The sequence below is a fragment of the Mycobacterium shinjukuense genome (assembly GCF_010730055.1).
Lineage (GTDB): Bacteria > Actinomycetota > Actinomycetes > Mycobacteriales > Mycobacteriaceae > Mycobacterium > Mycobacterium shinjukuense.
On sequence record NZ_AP022575.1, the window covers coordinates 151,159 to 169,399 of the forward strand.

Annotated in this window: 16 protein-coding genes; 9 read left to right on the forward strand and 7 right to left on the reverse strand. The window is 67.7% G+C overall.

From position 1 onward, the window contains the following. Positions 1-133: 133 nt before the first annotated feature. Together G6N20_RS20845 and G6N20_RS00645 are read left to right on the forward strand one after the other, a co-directional pair. Positions 134-601, forward strand: coding sequence for a zinc finger domain-containing protein (locus tag G6N20_RS20845; protein ID WP_232065558.1), 468 nt, complete (start codon positions 134-136; stop codon positions 599-601). Between the two features lie 16 nt (positions 602-617). Continuing rightward, on the forward strand, positions 618-1,364 hold the full coding sequence (locus tag G6N20_RS00645; protein WP_083050304.1) for an SDR family oxidoreductase: 747 nt from the start codon (positions 618-620) through the stop codon (positions 1,362-1,364). 67 nt (positions 1,365-1,431) lie between these two features. On the opposite strand, the gene pgi is transcribed toward G6N20_RS00645, so the two are convergent. The 4 genes from pgi to G6N20_RS00665 form a co-directional block, all read right to left on the reverse strand. Then, on the reverse strand, positions 1,432-3,093 hold the full coding sequence (pgi, locus tag G6N20_RS00650) for a glucose-6-phosphate isomerase (RefSeq protein ID WP_083050301.1): 1,662 nt from the start codon (positions 3,091-3,093) through the stop codon (positions 1,432-1,434). A gap of 139 nt (positions 3,094-3,232) precedes the next feature. After that, positions 3,233-4,204 (reverse strand): esterase family protein, encoded by a 972-nt coding sequence (locus G6N20_RS00655; protein WP_083050299.1) that lies wholly within the window; start codon positions 4,202-4,204, stop codon positions 3,233-3,235. A 62-nt stretch (positions 4,205-4,266) separates the two neighbouring features. Further along, positions 4,267-4,584, reverse strand: coding sequence for a chorismate mutase (locus G6N20_RS00660; protein ID WP_083050297.1), 318 nt, complete (start codon positions 4,582-4,584; stop codon positions 4,267-4,269). 339 nt (positions 4,585-4,923) lie between these two features. Beyond that, entirely contained in the window at positions 4,924-5,871 is a 948-nt protein-coding gene (locus tag G6N20_RS00665) for an esterase family protein (RefSeq protein ID WP_163662676.1), read from the reverse strand. A 114-nt stretch (positions 5,872-5,985) separates the two neighbouring features. Between G6N20_RS00665 and pcrA the strand changes: the two genes are divergently transcribed. Beyond that, positions 5,986-8,295 carry a DNA helicase PcrA gene (gene pcrA / locus G6N20_RS00670; protein ID WP_083050294.1) on the forward strand — a complete coding sequence of 770 codons (2,310 nt, stop codon included), beginning with the start codon at positions 5,986-5,988 and terminating at the stop codon, positions 8,293-8,295. 75 nt (positions 8,296-8,370) lie between these two features. On the opposite strand, the gene G6N20_RS00675 is transcribed toward pcrA, so the two are convergent. Both G6N20_RS00675 and G6N20_RS00680 read right to left on the reverse strand, forming a co-directional pair. Continuing rightward, a complete protein-coding gene (locus G6N20_RS00675) occupies positions 8,371-8,952 on the reverse strand; it encodes a hypothetical protein (RefSeq protein WP_169715465.1) in 582 nt (193 codons plus the stop codon). 3 nt (positions 8,953-8,955) lie between these two features. Beyond that, positions 8,956-10,002 (reverse strand): M23 family metallopeptidase, encoded by a 1,047-nt coding sequence (locus G6N20_RS00680; protein WP_232065400.1) that lies wholly within the window; start codon positions 10,000-10,002, stop codon positions 8,956-8,958. 263 nt (positions 10,003-10,265) lie between these two features. Here G6N20_RS00680 and sucC point away from each other — a divergent pair, with 263 nt between their 5' ends. Both sucC and sucD read left to right on the forward strand, forming a co-directional pair. Continuing rightward, positions 10,266-11,429 carry an ADP-forming succinate--CoA ligase subunit beta gene (gene sucC, locus G6N20_RS00685; protein ID WP_083050325.1) on the forward strand — a complete coding sequence of 388 codons (1,164 nt, stop codon included), beginning with the start codon at positions 10,266-10,268 and terminating at the stop codon, positions 11,427-11,429. A 73-nt stretch (positions 11,430-11,502) separates the two neighbouring features. Further along, complete coding sequence (gene sucD / locus G6N20_RS00690) at positions 11,503-12,405, forward strand: succinate--CoA ligase subunit alpha (RefSeq protein WP_083050288.1); 903 nt, start codon at positions 11,503-11,505, stop codon at positions 12,403-12,405. Positions 12,406-12,470: 65 nt separating this feature from the next. On the opposite strand, the gene G6N20_RS00695 is transcribed toward sucD, so the two are convergent. Further along, positions 12,471-13,319 (reverse strand): LLM class F420-dependent oxidoreductase, encoded by an 849-nt coding sequence (locus G6N20_RS00695; RefSeq protein WP_083050286.1) that lies wholly within the window; start codon positions 13,317-13,319, stop codon positions 12,471-12,473. A gap of 158 nt (positions 13,320-13,477) precedes the next feature. Here G6N20_RS00695 and G6N20_RS00700 point away from each other — a divergent pair, with 158 nt between their 5' ends. From G6N20_RS00700 to purH, 4 genes are all read left to right on the forward strand, one after another. Beyond that, entirely contained in the window at positions 13,478-14,380 is a 903-nt protein-coding gene (locus tag G6N20_RS00700) for a DUF5336 domain-containing protein (protein WP_083050284.1), read from the forward strand. A gap of 39 nt (positions 14,381-14,419) precedes the next feature. Continuing rightward, on the forward strand, positions 14,420-15,757 hold the full coding sequence (locus G6N20_RS00705; RefSeq protein ID WP_163662679.1) for a cell division protein PerM: 1,338 nt from the start codon (positions 14,420-14,422) through the stop codon (positions 15,755-15,757). Positions 15,758-15,949: 192 nt separating this feature from the next. Beyond that, positions 15,950-16,597, forward strand: coding sequence for a phosphoribosylglycinamide formyltransferase (purN, locus tag G6N20_RS00710; RefSeq protein WP_083050278.1), 648 nt, complete (start codon positions 15,950-15,952; stop codon positions 16,595-16,597). After that, positions 16,594-18,165: a bifunctional phosphoribosylaminoimidazolecarboxamide formyltransferase/IMP cyclohydrolase gene (gene purH, locus G6N20_RS00715; protein ID WP_083050276.1), complete on the forward strand. Its 1,572-nt coding sequence runs from the start codon at positions 16,594-16,596 to the stop codon at positions 18,163-18,165. The genes purN and purH overlap by 4 nt, the downstream gene beginning before the upstream one ends. Positions 18,166-18,241 lie beyond the last annotated feature (76 nt).

The window sequence follows — 18,241 nt, forward strand, 5'->3', positions numbered from 1 at the left end:
GCTGCGCCCCGGCAAGGGACCGATCGCGCTGCGCGTCCATCTGGGCACCCCGGGCGACGCGCCCGGGTTTGACCTCACCGAGGCCGGCACCCAGAAGCGGCTGGCCGTCTGGCTGGTCGACGACCCGCAGCGGGTGTCGGGCATCGCCGCCCTGGGGCCGGATGCGCTGGACGTCAGCGCCGACGACCTGGCCGGGCGGCTCGCCGGCAACACCGGCCGGATCAAAACCGTCATCACCGACCAGAAGGTGATCGCCGGTATCGGTAACGCCTACAGCGACGAGATTCTGCACGCCGCCAAGATCTCGCCGTTCGCGACGGCCGAGCACCTGTCCGACGCACAACGCACCAGCCTGCACCACGCGATGGTGGCGGTGCTGTCCGACGCGGTGAGCCGGTCCGTCGGCCAGGGGGCCGCCATGCTCAAGGGGGAGAAGCGTTCCGGACTGCGGGTGCACGCACGCACCGGTCTGCCCTGCCCGGTGTGCGGCGACACCGTGCGGGAAGTGTCGTTCGCGGACAAGTCTTTTCAGTACTGCCCGACATGCCAGACCGGCGGCAAAGCGCTGGCCGACCGGCGCATGTCCCGGTTGCTGAAGTAGTCGATATGCTGCCGAAGTGACTCGCCAGAAAATCCTCATCACCGGCGCAAGTTCCGGCCTGGGCGCCGGCATGGCGCGCGCCTTCGCCGCCAAGGGCCGCGACCTGGCGCTGTGCGCCCGTCGCACCGACCGGCTGGCCGAGCTGAAAGCCGAACTGTCGCAACAGTATCCGGCTATCAAGATCGCGGTGGCCGGGCTGGACGTCAACGACCACGAGCAGGTGCCGAAGGTGTTCGCCGCACTGCGCGACGAGCTCGGCGGCATCGACCGCGTCATCGTCAACGCCGGCATCGGCAAGGGGGCGCGGCTGGGTTCGGGCAAGTTGTGGGCGAACAAGGCGACCATCGAGACCAATCTGGTGGCCGCGCTGGTGCAGATCGAAACCGCGCTGGAGATGTTCACCGAGAGCGGCTCGGGGCATCTGGTGCTCATTTCCTCGGTGCTTGGCAACAAGGGGGTGCCGGGCGTCAAAGCCGCCTACGCGGCCAGCAAGGCGGGATTGAGCTCATTGGGCGAATCGCTGCGCGCCGAGTACGCCAAGGGTCCCATCAAGGTCTCGGTGATCGAGCCTGGCTACATCGAATCGGAGATGACGGCCAAGTCGGCGAGCACACTGTGGATGGTGGACAACGCGACCGGGGTCAGGGCGCTGGTCGCCGCCATCGAGCGCGAGCCCGGGCGGGCCGCGGTGCCGTGGTGGCCGTGGGCGCCCTTGGCGCAGCTGATGCGGGTGCTGCCGCCGCCGCTGACCAAGTTTTTCTAGGCGCGAACAGACGCAAAAGCCCCCATTTCGGGCCCGAAATGGGGGCTTTTGCGTCTGCTCGGCCAACCTAGCCGGCGCGGCCACGTTCGGTGCGGTAGCGACGGACCAGCGCGTCGGTCGAGCTGTCCGACTGCGGCGGGGGCGAGCCGGGGCCGGTGATCACCGGAAGCAGCGCCTTGGCCTGCGTCTTGCCCAGCTCCACTCCCCATTGGTCGAACGAGTCGATACCCCAGACCACACCCTCGGTGAACACCTGGTGCTCGTAGAGCGCGATCAACTGCCCGAGCACCGACGGCGTGAGCCGGCTGGCCAGGATCGAGGTCGACGGTCGGTTGCCGGGCATCACCTTGTGCGGCACCACGTCGGCAGGAGTGCCCTCGGCGGCGATCTCGTCGGCGGTCTTGCCGAACGCCAACACCTCGGTCTGGGCGAAGAAGTTGCTCATCAACAGGTCGTGCATGCTGCCGGTGCCCTCGGCGGTGGGCAGGTCGTCGACGGGCTGACTGAAGCCGATGAAATCGGCCGGCACCAGCCGGGTGCCCTGGTGCAGCAACTGATAGAAGGCGTGTTGGCCGTTGGTTCCCGGTTCACCCCAAAAGATCTCACCGGTATCGGTGGCCACCGCGGTGCCGTCGGCCCGGGTGGACTTGCCGTTGGATTCCATGGTCAGCTGCTGCAGGTAGGCCGGAAAACGCGACAAGTCATTGGAATACGGCAACACCGCGCGTGATTGCGCTCCGAAGAAGTTGGAGTACCACAAACCGATCAGGCCAAGCAGCACAGGCGCGTTGGATTCCAGCGGAGCGGTCTTGAAGTGCTCGTCGACGATGTGGAAACCGGACAGGAAATCGGCGAAGGCTTCTCGGCCGATCACCGCCATCAACGACAACCCGATCGCCGAATCGACCGAGTATCGCCCGCCGACCCAATCCCAGAACCCAAACATGTTGTCGGTGTTGATGCCGAAATCGTCGACCAGGCGCCTGTTGGTGGAGACCGCGACGAAATGCCTGGACACCGCGGCGTCGCCGAGCGCGTCGGTCAGCCAACGACGCGCGGCGGTCGCGTTGGTCAGCGTCTCCAACGTGGAGAAGGTTTTCGAAGCGACGATGAACAGTGTTGTGGCAGGGTCTAAGTCGGCCAAGGTCGCGACGAGATCGGCGGGATCGACGTTGGAGACGAAGCGGGCCGAAATTCCGGCGTCGGCATAGTGCCGCAAGGCCTGGTACACCATCACCGGGCCCAGGTCCGATCCCCCGATGCCGATGTTGACGACGGTGCTGATCCGCTTCCCGGTGGCGCCGGCCCACTCGCCGCTGCGCAGCCGGTCGGTGAAGTCGCCCATCGCGTCGAGCACGGCATGCACATCCTTGACGACGTCTTGGCCGTCGACGACGAGCTCGGAGTCTCGGGGCAGCCGCAGCGCGGTGTGCAGCACCGCGCGATCCTCCGAGGTGTTGATGTGCACACCGGTGAACATCTGGTCACGCCGTTCCTCCAGGTTGGCCGCCCGGGCCAGGTCGGTGAGCAGCGTGATCGTCTCGCGGGTGATGCGGTGCTTGCTGTAGTCGATATACAGATCGCCGACCGTCACCGTGAGCTCGCGGCCGCGGTCGGGATCGTCGGCGAAGAACTGACGAAGGTGGGTTCCCGCGATCTGCTCATGATGCCTGCGCAAGGCCTCCCAGGCCGGGGTGGTGGTGATGTCTGGGATTCGAACGGAGGTCATGGCTCGACCCTAGTGCCGTCGCTTCGGGCTTGCGGGAGTGCGAGCCAGGCCGGCTGCGCCGAGCCTGTAGTTATCGTGCTCGCCACTCGAACTTTCCCGCGGTAACCACAGGCTCGGCGCAAGGATGGCTAACGGCACCCTAACCGGCGCCGACCACACGCCGCAGATCGGGCAGCATGGCCCGCAGTTGCGCGCCCCAGTACGACCAGGTGTGGGTGCCGTTATCGGGGAAGTTGAACACCCCGTTGTGCCCGCCGGCGGCTTTGTACCTGCTTTGAAACACCTTGTTGCTCAACCGTGTCGCGCTTTCCAGCAGGCTGGCATCCAGCTTGTTGCCACCGGCTAGATCCGATTGCCCGCCGTTGCCGGTGTACACCCAGATGCGGGTGTTGTTGGCGACGAGCTTGGCCGCATTGACCGTCGGATCATGCGCCGCCCAGGCCGGGTCGGTGGCCGAGCCCCACATGGCGTCGGAGTGAAAGCCACCGGCACCCAGCTGCGCGGCGCTGACCAAAGACGGCCATTGTCCGGCGGACAGGTTGAGGAAGCCCGACATCGAGGCCGCGTAACCGAAGTCCCGCGGATGATTGGCCGCCAGGATCAAGGCCGCCGATCCGGACATCGACGCGCCCACCACCGCGTTGCCCGTCGGGCTGATCCCCTTGTTGGCCGCCAGCCACTGCGGCAGCTCCTGGGTCAAAAAGGTTTCCCACTTGTACGTCCACACCCCGCCGTTGCCGGCCGCCGGCCGGTACCAGTCGCAGTAGAAGCTGGCCGTTCCCCCCGTCGGCAGGACCAGCGACAGGCCGGACTGGTCGAACCATTCGAAGACCGGCAGGTGGATGTCCCAGCCGTTGTAATCGTCTCGGGCGAGCATGCCGTCGAGCAGATACACCGCGTGCGGGCCGCCACCTTGAAACTCCACCTTGATCTGGCGGTGCATCGACGGCGACGGGACCATCAGATATTCGATCGGCAGGTCACGCCGCGACCACGCGGACGAGGTTGCCGAGCCCGCGGACAGCCCGGCCGCCAGGACCAATAACGCTGCGGCTGACAGCACCATCAGCCGGCGCCACGGCGAAACACCAGCCGCCATTGCCGTACCCATTTCTCGCGCAATGTACCCCGGCAGCGAGGAGATCCGCGGAAGGTAACGACGGTAGTAACCGATTAGTGGCCGAGTCGTCCCCTGCCCAACCGCAACAGCAGCATGGCCAGGTCCTTACCGTCGGGCCCGAGCTCGCTGTAGCGTTCGATGACCTTCATCTCGCGGTTGTGTACCAGCCGGGTACCGCCGGTGGCCATCCGGACCCTGCCGATCGTTCGCGACACCTCGGCGCGACGTTTGACCGCCGCCAGGATCTCGGTGTCCAACCGGTCGATCTCTTCGCGCAGCTCGTCGATGCTGGGCAGCTGTTGGATATCGATCGTCTCGGTGTTCATCTCTGCTAACTCCGCATTCTCGTGATGTGGGGGTTCTGGTCTCATCCGGTATCAGGCCTCACACAAGAGACGAGCCCCGAATCCGGAAGCGGACCACGGGGCTCGGCGAATGCAGCTAGACCACGGGCACCGCTCGGGGGTACCCGTAGAAAAATCGAAGCCGCGCGTTGAGCACGAGACGAGTGTGCCACCAACGCCCGCGCCCGCGCAAAAATATCGCGCAAAACGTGCCCAGGAATGGGCGCGGTGTGCGGTCGGCCGTGGACACCCAACCGGTCCGGGTCGCCGCCCAGGCTGCACCGTTGTCCGCGCTGTGCTGCCGGTTGCGTTGTCCAGCAAGCCAACCCGAAGACCGGTGGGCGTCCGGTGTCGCCGGCGACCGAGCTAGCCGGCGCCCAACACCTGCTGCAGGTCGGGCTTCATGGCCTGCAACTGCGCCCCCCAATATTCCCAACTGTGGGTGCCGTAATCCGGGAAATGGAACACGCCGTTGTGCCCACCGGCGGCGAGGTAGGTGTCCTGAAACACCAGGTTGCTCTCCCGGGTGTAGTTCTCCAGGAACCTGGCGGTCGGCCGGTCGCCGCCCAGCTCCGAGGGCGCGCCGTTGCCGCAATACACCCAGACGCGGGTGTTGTTGGCGACCAGCTTGCCGACGTTGACCGTCGGATCGTTGCGGGCCCACGCCGGATCGGTTGCCGGGCCCCACATGGCGTCGGAGTGAAAGCCGCCGGCTCCCATCATCGCGACACCGACCAGGGAGGGCCATTTGCCGTCGGACAGGTTGAGGAAGCCCGACATTGATCCGGCGTAGCTGAAGTTCTGCGGATGGTCGGCCGCCAGGATCAGCGACGACGATCCCGCCATTGACAGACCCACCGCGGCATTGCCTTTGGCGCTGACGTCCTTGTTCGCCGACAGCCAAGCGGGCAGCTCCTGGGTCAGGAAGGTTTCCCACTTGTAGGTCCACACCCCGCCGTTGCCGGCTGCGGGCTGGTACCAGTCGGTGTAGAAGCTTGCCCTGCCACCGACGGGCATGACGACCGACAGCCCCGACCGCTCGAACCACTCGAACGCCGGGGTGTAGATGTCCCAGCCGTTGTAGTCGTCCCCGGCGAACAGGCCGTCGAGCAAATACACCGCGTGCCGACCGCCGCCTTGGAACTCGATCTTGATGTCACGGCCCATCGACGGCGACGGCACCATCGGGTACTCGATCGGCAAGTCCGGTCGTGACCACGCCGACGCGGTTGCCGCGCTGCCCGCCAGCCCGCCAACAACCGCCAGCACAATGACTATCAGCCGGCGCCAGTGCGAGATCCTGTGTGTTTTCACTCATCACCGCCTCGGTGCGTGCCGTAGCCGTTCTCGGCGGAACTTACCGCAATGCGGCCGCGCACACCGGTGGTTTCAGGCGTCGTCGCCGGGCGGCGGTAAGTTTGGACCGACATGTGTGTGCACGCGACCGACGCAACGCCCGAGGCGGATCGACTGCTGGCCGGCCTTAACCCGCAACAGCGCCAGGCGGTGGTGCATGAGGGTTCTCCGCTGTTGATCGTCGCGGGCGCCGGCTCGGGCAAGACCGCGGTGTTGACCCGGCGGATCGCGTACCTGATCGCGGCGCGCGGTGTGGGGGTCGGTCAGATTCTGGCCATCACCTTCACCAACAAGGCCGCCGCGGAGATGCGCGAGCGGGTGGTGCGGCTGGTCGGCGACCGGGCCCGGTACATGTGGGTGTCGACGTTTCACTCCAGCTGTGTGCGCATCCTGCGCAATCAGGCGTCGTTGATTGAGGGTCTCAACTCCAACTTTTCCATCTATGACGCCGACGATTCGCGGCGGCTGCTGCAGATGATCGGCCGGGATATGGGCCTGGACGTCAAGCGGTACTCGCCGCGGCTGTTGGCCCACGCCATCTCCAACCTGAAGAACGAGTTGAAGGACCCGCACAAGGCGGCGGCCGACCTCACCGATGACTCCGATGACCTGGCGCGCACCGTGGCGTCGGTGTATGGCGAATACCAGCGGCGCCTACGGGCGGCCAACGCGCTGGACTTCGACGACCTGATCGGGGAGACGGTGGCGGTGCTGCAGAACTTCCCGCAGATCGCCCAGTACTACCGGCGGCGGTTCCGGCATGTGCTGGTCGACGAATACCAGGACACCAACCACGCTCAATACGTGCTGGTCCGCGAGTTGGTGGGACGCGGCAGCGACGACGGCGTCCCGCCCGCCGAGTTGTGTGTCGTCGGCGATGCCGACCAGGCGATCTATGCGTTCCGGGGCGCCACCATCCGCAACATCGAAGACTTCGAGCGTGACTACCCCGACGCCACAACGATTCTGCTGGAACAGAATTACCGCTCCACACAGAACATCTTGTCGGCGGCCAACTCGGTGATCGCCCGTAACTCCGGGCGCCGCGAAAAACGGCTGTGGACCGACGCCGGCGCCGGGGAGCTGATCGTCGGCTATGTCGCCGACAACGAGCACGACGAGGCCAGGTTCGTGGCCGAGGAGATCGACGCGCTGGCCGCGCGCGGCGAGATCACCTACCACGACGTGGCCGTCTTCTACCGTACCAACAACTCGTCACGGTCTTTGGAAGAGGTGTTCGTCCGGGCCGGGATTCCGTACAAAGTCGTTGGGGGAGTGCGCTTTTACGAGCGCAAGGAGATCCGCGACATCATCGCCTACCTGCGTGTGCTGGACAACCCGGGCGACGCGGTCAGCCTGCGGCGCATCCTCAACACGCCGCGCCGCGGCATCGGCGATCGAGCCGAGGCGTGTGTGGCGGTATACGCCGAGAACACCGGCGCCAGCTTCGTCGACGCACTCGGCGCCGCCGCCGATGGCAAGGTGCCAATGCTCAATTCCCGCGCGGAGAAAGCCATCGCGGGCTTCCTTGAGTTGCTCGACGAGCTGCGCGGCCGCCTCGATGACGACCTCGGAGAGCTGGTCGAGGCGGTGCTGGAACGCAGCGGCTATCGCCGGGAGCTGGAATCGTCCACCGACCCGCAGGAGCTGGCCCGGCTGGACAACCTTAACGAACTCGTCAGCGTCGCACACGAATTCAGCATCGACCAGGCCCTTCATGCCAGCGAAGCCGCCGCGCTCGCGCCGGATGAGGAAGATGTGCCGGACACCGGTGTGCTGGCGGCGTTTCTGGAGCGGGTGTCGCTGATCTCCGACGCCGACGAACTCCCCGAGCACGGTGCCGGCGTGGTCACGTTGATGACCTTGCACACCGCCAAGGGGTTGGAGTTCCCGGTGGTCTTCGTGACCGGCTGGGAGGACGGGATGTTCCCGCACATGCGGGCGCTGGGCGATCCCAAGGAACTGTCCGAGGAACGGCGGCTGGCCTACGTCGGCATCACCCGGGCCCGGCACCGGCTGTATGTGAGCCGGGCGATCGTCCGTTCGTCTTGGGGGCAGCCGATGCTCAATCCGGAGTCGCGGTTCCTGCGCGAGATCCCGCAGCAGCTGATCGATTGGCGGCGCACCGCGCCCACGCCGTCGTTCAGCGCGCCGGTAACCGGACGCTTTGGTGCCTCGCGCTCAGCGCCGACCCGGTCGGGCCCGAGCAAGCGCCCGCTGCTGGTCTTGCAGCCCGGCGACCGGGTCACGCACGACAAGTACGGCCTGGGCCGCGTCGAAGAAGTTTCCGGGGTCGGCGAATCGGCGATGTCGCTGATCGACTTCGGCAGCTCGGGGCGGGTGAAGCTGATGCACAACCACGCTCCGGTCACCAAGCTGTAGCAGGTTCGCCGAGCGTGTTCTCACGGCGGAAATATGGCGAATTTCTCGCCGTGAGAACACGTTCGGTGAGGCCAGCTACTCGTGCAGCCAGCGCTTGGTGTGCGGATGCAGCGCCAGCAGCACGCTGGCTATCGGCAGCACCGGAAGCGTGTGCACGATCCACGCCACGCGAGCGCCCGCGATAAATACGCCGCCGTAGGTCAGCACCGCGACCGCGGCCCCGATGGCGATGAGGTAGCGCCCGACGGGCCGATGCAGCAACAGCAGGATCACACCGGACACGGTGGCGATCCCAAAGACGACGGCGAGGAATCCGACCGCGAGGCAGAACAGCCGGTCGCTGCGCCACCAGCCGGTGATCAGATCGGTGGCCACCACCGATGTGGTCCAACCGCTGACAATGCTGACCGCGCAGGCGGCGACGGCCGTACCCGGGCTCGGCCGATCGGTGGGCGCACCGGCCAGAGGCGCGCGCCGGATGATCTTCGTGGCGGGCTCGGGGCGGGAAGGCTGAGTGGTCTTCGCAGTCGATATCGCGGGCAGCGGTCCAGTGGGCGCGCGCCGGATGATCCGGGTGCGTGGTTCGTCGGGTGACGCCGGTGCGGCGTCAGCCTCGGGCGGGATCTCGCGCGCGGGGGGATCGTTGGGCGCGGTCACCGGTCAGCCGGCGTAATTGCCGACGTAGATTCCTCGCTTGGCCAGCCACGGCACCGGGTCCACCCGCTCGGTGCCACCCATGAGGACCTCGAAGTGCAGGTGCGGGCCGGTGGAGAATCCGCGGTTGCCCATGGTGGCTATCTGGTCGCCCGCCATCACCCGCTGGCCGACGCTGACCAACGTCGTGTTGACGTGGCCATAGAGCGTGACGGTGCCGTCGGCGTGCAGCAGCTTGACCCACATGCCGTAGCCGGCGGTCGGGCCGGCGTCGATGACGATGCCGTCGGCCACCGCGTAGATCGGGGTCCCGATCGCGTTGGCCAGGTCGATGCCGGCATGCAACACACCCCAGCGGTAGCCGAAATTCGAGGTGAAGATGCCTTTGGTCGGCATCATGTACAGCGGCCGTTGCAGCCGCGCCTCACGCTGGGCGCGCTCCTCGGCGAAGGCCACGGCTCGGGCGAACTCCGCGTTGTGCACCGCCACATTGGCCGCCGGCTGGGCGGCGACCACCTGGACACCCCGCGGTGCGTTGTCGCCCGAGCCTCCGGTGAGCGTCGAGGCGTTGGCGGTCAGCACCGTCTCGGCCGGTGGGGCATCCGACTCATGCAGCACGGTGTGTGCCGCCGCGGCCGCGGCGCCGGCCGCCATTGCCGAGATCAGCAGTCGCCCCTTGGCGGCGCCGGTTGGCTGCCTGCGGTGCTGCCCGGCGCGCCGGAGCACCGCGGTGATCGCGGGGTCGGGCTCGCCGACCGCCCGGGCCTGCACGTTGTCAGGGGTGGCCAGCGGTTGCGGGGTCAGATCGTCGGCGTCATCCAGGTCATCCAGTTCGGGCGCACTCAGCAGCCGGGCTTCGTGGTCGAAGATGCGGTCCGCGCCGAAATCCGGGCCGAAGTCGGGGTCGTCGAGGAAATCCAGGTCGTCGAGATCGCCAAAGTCGTCTAGCGCGATGATCTCGGTGACTTCGTTGCGGTGATGGTGCAGCCAGCGGTCCCGGGGTGAGTGCGCCGCTACTGCGGCAGCAGAGCGGGCGAACGGGTGCTGGGGCAACCTCAGATGTCCTCGTATCGTGACCATACCGTTATCTGGACCCTGAGACGGTATCCGCTGACCGCCGAGGCTGGCAACCTCAGCGCCCAAACCCGACAAATATGTGATCTGGATCACGGTGCTAACCGGTACAATTCGCGGCTCGTTGGCATGCGATCGCTGGGTTCATTTGGTGTGTCGATACAGTTCCACCGTGCGTGTTGCCGAATCCGGTGCCGCCGACCTACAGGCCCAGCAGTAAGCCGAGCGAAGACAGTGAGCCCATGGACCTTTTCGAGTATCAAGCCAAGGAATTGTTCCTCCAGCACGACGTGCCCGGCACGCAGGGGCGGGTGACCGACACCGCCGAAGGCGCTCGGGCCATCGCGGCGGAGGTGGGCCGCCCGGTGATGGTCAAGGCGCAGGTCAAGACCGGCGGGCGGGGCAAGGCGGGCGGTGTGAAATACGCCGCCACCCCCGAGGAGGCCTTCGAGCACGCCAAGAACATTCTCGGACTGGACATCAAAGGCCACATCGTCAAGAAGTTGCTGGTCGCCGAGGCCAGCGACATCGCCGAGGAGTACTACCTGTCGTTCCTGCTCGACCGGGCCAACCGCGGCTATCTGGCGATGTGCTCGGTGGAAGGCGGCATGGACATCGAAGAGGTGGCCGCCACCAAACCCGAGCGGCTTGCGAAGGTGCCGGTGAACGCGGTCAGGGGTGTCGACCTGGCGTTCGCGCGCTCCATCGCCGAGCGGGGCCACCTGCCGGCCGAGGTGCTCGACGCCGCCGCGGTCACCATCGCCAAGCTGTGGGAGCTCTTCGTCGCCGAGGACGCCACCCTGGTCGAGGTCAACCCGCTGGTGCGCACCCCCGACGACCGGATCCTGGCGTTGGACGGCAAGGTCACCCTCGACGGCAACGCCGACTTCCGCCACCCCGGCCACGCCGCGTTCGAGGACCGCGCGGCCACCGACCCGCTGGAGCTGAAGGCCAAGGAGCACGACCTCAACTACGTCAAGCTGGACGGTCAGGTGGGGATCATCGGCAACGGCGCGGGCCTGGTGATGTCGACGCTGGACGTGGTGGCCTATGCCGGTGAGAAGCACGGCGGCGTGAAGCCGGCCAACTTCCTGGACATCGGTGGCGGCGCGTCCGCCGAGGTGATGGCCGCCGGCCTGGACGTGGTGTTAAGCGACGAGGACGTCAAAAGCGTGTTCGTCAACGTCTTCGGCGGCATCACCTCGTGCGACGCGGTTGCCACCGGGATCGTCAAGGCGCTGGAGATCCTGGGCGACGAAGCCAACAAGCCGCTGGTGGTGCGGCTGGACGGCAACAACGTCGAAGAAGGCCGGCGCATCCTGGCCGAGGCCAACCACCCGCTGGTGACGTTGGTGCCCACGATGGACGCGGCCGCCGACAAGGCGGCCGAGCTGGCGAGCGCCTGACGTGGCGATCGCAGGAGCGGCGAAGCCGGGTCGCCACTAGAGGTCGCCACTAGAGAGAGGACCACGAAAGCACATGGCTATCTTCCTGACCAAAGACAACAAGGTCATCGTCCAGGGCATCACCGGCAGCGAGGCCACCGTGCACACCGCCCGGATGCTCAAGGCCGGCACCCGGATCGTCGGCGGCGTCAACGCCCGTAAGGCCGGGACCACGGTCACGCACGAGGACAAGGGCGGCCGAATCATCAAGCTGCCGGTGTTCGCCACCGTGGCCGAGGCGATGGAGAAGACCGGTGCCGACGTGTCGATCATCTTCGTGCCGCCGAAGTTCGCCAAGGACGCCATCCTCGAGGCCATTGACGCCGAGGTGCCACTGCTGGTCGTCATCACCGAGGGGATCCCGGTGCAAGACACCGCCTACGCCTGGGCCTACAACCTCGACAAGGGGGGCAAGACCCGCATCATCGGGCCCAACTGTCCCGGCATCATCAGCCCCGGCCAGTCGCTGGTGGGCATAATCCCGGCCAACATCACCGGCCCGGGCCCGATCGGGTTGGTCTCCAAGTCGGGCACGCTGACCTACCAGATGATGTTCGAACTGCGCGACTTCGGTTTCACCAGCTCGATCGGCATCGGCGGGGACCCGGTGATCGGCACCACCCACATCGACGCCATCGAGGCGTTCGAGAAGGATCCCGACACCAAGCTCATCGTCATGATCGGCGAGATCGGTGGTGACGCCGAGGAGCGCGCGGCCGAGTTCATCGAGGCCAACGTGTCCAAGCCGGTTGTCGGCTATGTCGCCGGATTCACCGCCCCGGAAGGCAAGACGATGGGTCACGCGGGCGCCATCGTGTCCGGCTCGTCGGGCACCGCGGCCGCCAAGAAGGACGCGCTGGAGACGGCCGGCGTCAAGGTCGGCAAGACCCCCTCGGAGACCGCGGCGCTGGCTCGGGAGATCCTGCGCGGCTTGTAGCACGCCGAGCAGACGCAAAAGCCCCCGAAAACCGGCGTTTTCGGGGGCCGTTACGTCTGCTCGCGCTAACCCGCGCCGGCCAGCTTGGCGGCCAGGCGCTCCACGTAGCCGGCGATCTCGTCTTCGGAGCGGTCGGGCAGACCGAACAGCACCTCCGTCACGCCAAGCTCGGCCCAGCGCGCCAGTTTCTCGGGCACCGGCTTGGCGTCCAGCGCCACGATCTGCGGGGCCCCGTCGCGGCCGGCGGCCGCCCAGATGTCCCGCAGCAACCTCACCGGCTCGTCGATGTCGACGTCGCGCGGCGTGGTGATCCAGCCGTCGGCGCTGCGCGCGATCCACCTGAAGTTCTTCTCCGTCCCCGCCGCGCCCAGCAGGACCGGTATGTGTGCTTGCATCGGCTTAGGCCACGCCCAGCTGGGCCCGAACTTGACGAACTCGCCGTCGTAGGCGGCCTCCTCCTGCGTCCACAGCGCGCGCATCGCTTCCAGGTATTCACGCAACATCGTGCGGCGGCGCCCGGGTGGCACCCCGTGGTCGGCGAGCTCGTCGGTGTTCCAGCCGAACCCCACCCCGACACTGACCCGACCACCAGACAAATGGTCCAGTGTGGCAATGCCTTTCGCCAGCGTGATGGGATCATGCTCGACCGGCAGCGCCACCGCGGTGGCGAGCCGGACCCGAGACGTCACCGCCGACGCCGCGCCCAAGCTCACCCACGGGTCGAGCGTGCGCACATAGCGGTCGTCGGGCAGCGATGCGTCGCCGGTCGCCGGGTGGGCCGCCTCGCGCCGCACCGGGATATGGGTGTGTTCGGGTACGTAAAACGTGCGAAATCCATGGCGGTCAGCAAGTTTGGCGGCTGCCGTCGGGGAGATGCCACGGTCGCTGGTGAACAGCACAAGCCCGTAATCCATGCCCAGGATTAGAACGTGTTCTACCCGTGACCGGCAAGCCGCGGCGGTCGCTTCGGCGCGGGCACCGCAGCGTGCGCTAGCGTGGTTGATCGGATCGCGTCGCCGCCACCGCGGCGTGGGGCCGCGACGGCACCGAAACCAACAGGAGGCAAGGAGCCATGACCTACTCGCCCGGGAGCCCCGGATATCCGCCCGCGCAGCCCGCCGGCCCCTATGCAGGCTCTACGCCCTCGTTTGGCAAAGCCGAGACCGGTGAGAGCAAGCTTCCGATATACCTGAACATCGCGGCGGCCGCCCTCGGGCTGATCGCGTACCTGGTGAGCTTCGGCCCGATGTTCACCCTCAGTTCCGAACTCGGCGGGGGCGGCGGTGCGGTGTCCGGTGACAGCGTGCTGGCCGTCGACGTGGCTCTGTTGGCCGGGTTGCTGGCCGGGGTGGGTCTGCTGCCCAAAGTCAAAAGCTACGTGGCGGTGGTCAGTGTGCTCGCCCTGCTAGGCGTGTTCCTACTGATCTCGGCGACTTTCAACAAACCGAACGCCTATTCGGCCGGTTGGGCCTTGTGGATCGTGCTGGTTTTGGTGGTGCTGCAGGCGGTCGCCGCGGTCACCGCGCTGCTGCTGGAGGCCGGCGTGATCACCGCGCCCGCACCGCGGCCCAGGTACGAGCCGTATGGCGGCCAATACGGCCAGTACGGCCAGTACGGCCAGTACGGCGGTCAGCCGGGCGGGTATTACGGTCAGCCCGGTGCACAACAGCCCACGCCCAGCCCGCAGCAGGCGCCCGGATACGGGTCACCGTACGGCGGTTATACGTCCAACCCGGCCCCCAGTCCGAGCCAGGGCGGCGGGTACAGCGCTGCGCCTGCGGCGCAGTCCCAGCAATCGGCGCAGCAGGGGCCATCGACGCCGCCCACCGGCTTTCCCAGCTTCGGCCCGCCACCGCCGGTCAGCGCGGGCACGAGTTCCCAGGCAGGTTCGGCTCCGGTCAACTACTCAAGCCAGGGTGGCGGCCAACAGTCCCAGGGCCAGCAGTCGTCGTCGCCCGGGGCGGCGCCGGTCTAACCGGGCGCCCTCGCGCCGGGAAAGGCACGTGCGCCAAGAGTGACACGGGTGTCAAAGAGCGGGGACAATAGGGCAGCGGGCGCCCGCCAGACGCGAGACCTCGTCAGGGTCGCCTTCGCTCCGGCCGTGGTGGCCCTGGTCATCGTCGCCGCGATCACGCTGCTGCAGTTGCTGATCGCCAACAGCGACATGACCGGCGCGTGGGGCGCCATCGCCAGCATGTGGCTGGGCGTGCACCAAGTCCCGATCTCCATCGGGGGCCGCGAACTGGGGGTCATGCCGCTGTTGCCGGTCCTATTGATGGTGTGGGCAACCGCGCGGACCACGGCGCGGGCCACCTCACCGCACTCGTCGTGGCTGGTCATCCGGTGGGTGGTGGCATCGGCGCTGGGTGGGCCTTTGCTGATGGCCGCGGTTGCCCTGGCGGTGATCCATGACGCCTCGTCGGTCATTACCGAGTTGCAGACGCCCAACGCCCTGCGAGCGTTCACCGGTGTGCTGGTCGTTCATGCCATCGGGGCCGGGATCGGGGTGTGGTCGCGGGTGGGTCGACGGGCGCTGGCCGGCTCCCCGCTGCCCGACTGGCTGGGTGATTCGGTGCGTGCCGCCGCCGCCGGGGTGTTGGCGTTGCTCGGGCTCTCCGGGATGGTGACGGCGGGTTCGCTGGTTGTGCACTGGGGCACGATGCAAGAGCTCTACGGGATCACCGACTCGATCTTCGGCCAATTCAGCCTCACGGTGCTGTCGGTGCTCTACACGCCCAACGTCATCGTCGGCGCCGCCGCGGTCGCCGTCGGGTCCAGCGCCCATATCGGCTTCGCCACGTTCAGCTCGTTCACCGTGTTCGGCGGCGATCTGCCGGCGTTGCCGATCCTGGCCGCCACTCCCACGCCACCGCTCGGGCCGGTCTGGGTTGCGCTGCTGATCATCGGCGCGTCGTCCGGCGTCGCGGTGGGGCAGCAGTGCGCGCGGCGGGCGCTGCCGATCCTCCCCGCGACGGCCCAGCTGGTGGTCGCGGCGGCCCTGGGTGCCGTGGTGATGGCGCTGCTCGGCTACGGCGGCGGCGGCAAGCTGGGCAACTTCGGCGACGTCGGTGTCGACGAGGGCGCCCTGACGGTCGGCGTGTTCTTCTGGTTCGCCACGATTGGTGGGGTGACCGTGGTGATGGCCGGCGGGGTCAAGAGGCGACCCAGACGTCCCAAACCCCACCCCGCCCCGCCATCGCCGCCCGACGACGAACCGGTCGCCGAGCGCGATCTGGCCGCCGACGCCGCGGAGGGCGACGTGTCGCCACCCGATGCCGACGCCATCGTCGACGTCCCCGCCGACGAGGACGACGCGGGCCCGCCCATGACCGACCCACCCCAGCCCGACTGAGCCCCGATGGTCGGGCCCCCTCGCCGCCTGCGCGGCTGGGGGACCCCCATCTCCGGCCACTTCCGTGGCCGGCATCGTCGCCCGACTGAGTCTGGATGGTCGGGCTCGCCCCCTCGCCGCCTGCGCGGCTGGGGGGACCCCCATCTCCGGCCACTTCCGTGGCCGGCATCGTCGCCCGACTAGGCTCGGCGTGTGCTGGCACCGCTTCGTGTACCCCCGAGTGCACCGGCGCGGCTGGTGGTGCTGGCATCGGGTACCGGTTCGCTGCTGAGCTCACTGCTGGGCGCCGCCGTCGGCGACTACCCGGCGCGGGTCGTCGCGGTCGGCGCGGATCGCGACTGCCGGGCCACCGAAATCGCAGCGAACGCATCGGTGCCGGCCTTCACCGTGCGGCTGCGCGACTACCCCAGCCGCGACGCGTGGGACGCCGCCATCACCGAGGCCACCGCGGCGCACTCGCCCGACCTGATCGTCTCCGCCGGCTTCATGAGAATCCTTGGACCGCGGTTTCTTTCACGATTCTGCGGACGCATCCTGAACACGCACCCGGCGCTGCTGCCCGCCTTCCCCGGCGCGCACGGCGTGGCCGACGCGCTGGCCTACGGCGTGAAGGTCACCGGCTGCACGGTGCACCTGGTGGATGCCGGCACGGACACCGGACCGATACTGGCGCAGCAGGCCATTCCGGTGCTCGACGGCGATGACGAAGCGACCTTGCATGAACGCATCAAGGTCACCGAACGGCAACTGCTGGTGGATGTGGTGGCCGCGGTGGCAACCCGTGGTGTGACGGTGACCGGACGAATAGCGACGATCGGACGAAAGGCGACCATGGGATGAGCACCGACGGCGTAAGAAAGCCGATCCGCCGGGCGTTGATCAGCGTGTACGACAAGACCGGCCTCGTTGAGCTGGCCCGCGGTCTCAGTGCGGCCGGCGTCGAGATCGTTTCGACCGGGTCAACGGCGAAGACCATTGCGGGCAAAGGTATTCCGGTGACCCGCGTGGAGGAGCTGACCGGTTTCCCCGAGGTGCTCGACGGTCGGGTCAAGACGCTGCACCCGCGAGTGCACGCCGGCCTGCTGGCCGACCTGCGCAAACCCGAGCACGTGGCGGCACTGGACAAGCTCGGGATCGCGGCGTTCGAACTGGTCGTGGTCAACCTGTATCCGTTCAGCCAGACCGTCGAATCCGGTGCCGGCGTGGACGACTGCGTCGAGCAGATCGACATCGGTGGACCTTCGATGGTCCGGGCGGCTGCGAAGAACCATCCCTGCGTGGCGGTGGTCACCGACCCGCTCGGGTACGACGGGGTGCTGGCCGCGGTGCGCAGCGGCGGATTTACCCTCGCCGAGCGCAAAAGGCTGGCCGCACTGGCGTTTCAGCACACCGCCGAGTACGACATCGCCGTCGCCAACTGGATGCAGTCCACGCTGGCGCCCGAGCCGCCCGACGCGGCGTTCCCGCACTGGTTCGGCGGATGCTGGCGCCGCTCGTCGACGCTGCGCTACGGCGAGAACCCACACCAGCGGGCGGCGCTGTACACCGATCCCGCCGCCTGGCCCGGGCTGGCGCAGGCCGAACAGCTGCACGGAAAAGACATGTCCTACAACAACTTCACCGATGCGGACGCGGCCTGGCGCGCCGCCTTCGACCACGAACAAACGTGCGTGGCGATCATCAAGCACGCCAACCCGTGCGGCATCGCGATTTCGTCGGTCTCGGTCGCCGACGCCCACCGCAAGGCCCACCAATGCGATCCCCTGAGCGCCTACGGCGGTGTCATCGCGGCCAACACCGAGGTCAGCGTCGAAATGGCGGAGTACGTCAACACCATCTTCACCGAAGTCATCGTCGCGCCCGGCTACGCCTCGGGCGCCCTGGACCTGTTGACCCGCAAGAAAAACATCCGGGTGCTGGTGGCCTCCGAACCGATGCCTGGTGGCACCGAGCTGCGTCCGATCAGCGGGGGGTTGCTGATCCAGCAACGCGACCAGCTCGACGCGCCCGGTGACAACCCGCTGAACTGGACGCTGGCGAGCGGATCACCGGCGGACCAGGCGACGCTGACTGACCTGGTCTTTGCGTGGCGGGCCTGCCGCGCGGTCAAGTCGAACGCGATCGTGATCGTCGCCGACGGGGCCACCGTCGGTGTTGGCATGGGACAGGTCAACCGGGTGGACGCCGCCCGGCTGGCGGTCGAACGCGGCGGGGACCGAGTCCGCGGCGCGGTCGCGGCATCCGACGCGTTCTTCCCGTTCCCCGACGGACTCGAGACACTGACAGCAGCGGGGGTCAAGGCGATCGTGCATCCGGGCGGCTCGGTGCGCGACGAGGAGGTGACCGCGGCGGCGGCCAACGCCGGCGTCACCCTGTATCTCACCGGCTCCCGCCACTTCGCGCACTAGCCGTGCACCGGCCGTACACCGGCCGCGATAGTGAAATCCACGACGTGACACGCCGGAAACGCGTCGTGACATTCAC

Coding starts and splice junctions, on each gene's coding strand:
- pgi (WP_083050301.1), bottom strand. CDS start 3,093: ATGACCTCCGTTCGAATCCCAGACATCACCACCACCCCGGCCTGGGAG.
- G6N20_RS00655 (WP_083050299.1), bottom strand. CDS start 4,204: ATGGGTACGGCAATGGCGGCTGGTGTTTCGCCGTGGCGCCGGCTGATG.
- G6N20_RS00660 (WP_083050297.1), bottom strand. CDS start 4,584: ATGAGACCAGAACCCCCACATCACGAGAATGCGGAGTTAGCAGAGATG.
- pcrA (WP_083050294.1), top strand. CDS start 5,986: ATGTGTGTGCACGCGACCGACGCAACGCCCGAGGCGGATCGACTGCTG.
- sucC (WP_083050325.1), top strand. CDS start 10,266: ATGGACCTTTTCGAGTATCAAGCCAAGGAATTGTTCCTCCAGCACGAC.
- sucD (WP_083050288.1), top strand. CDS start 11,503: ATGGCTATCTTCCTGACCAAAGACAACAAGGTCATCGTCCAGGGCATC.
- G6N20_RS00695 (WP_083050286.1), bottom strand. CDS start 13,319: ATGGATTACGGGCTTGTGCTGTTCACCAGCGACCGTGGCATCTCCCCG.
- G6N20_RS00700 (WP_083050284.1), top strand. CDS start 13,478: ATGACCTACTCGCCCGGGAGCCCCGGATATCCGCCCGCGCAGCCCGCC.
- purH (WP_083050276.1), top strand. CDS start 16,594: ATGAGCACCGACGGCGTAAGAAAGCCGATCCGCCGGGCGTTGATCAGC.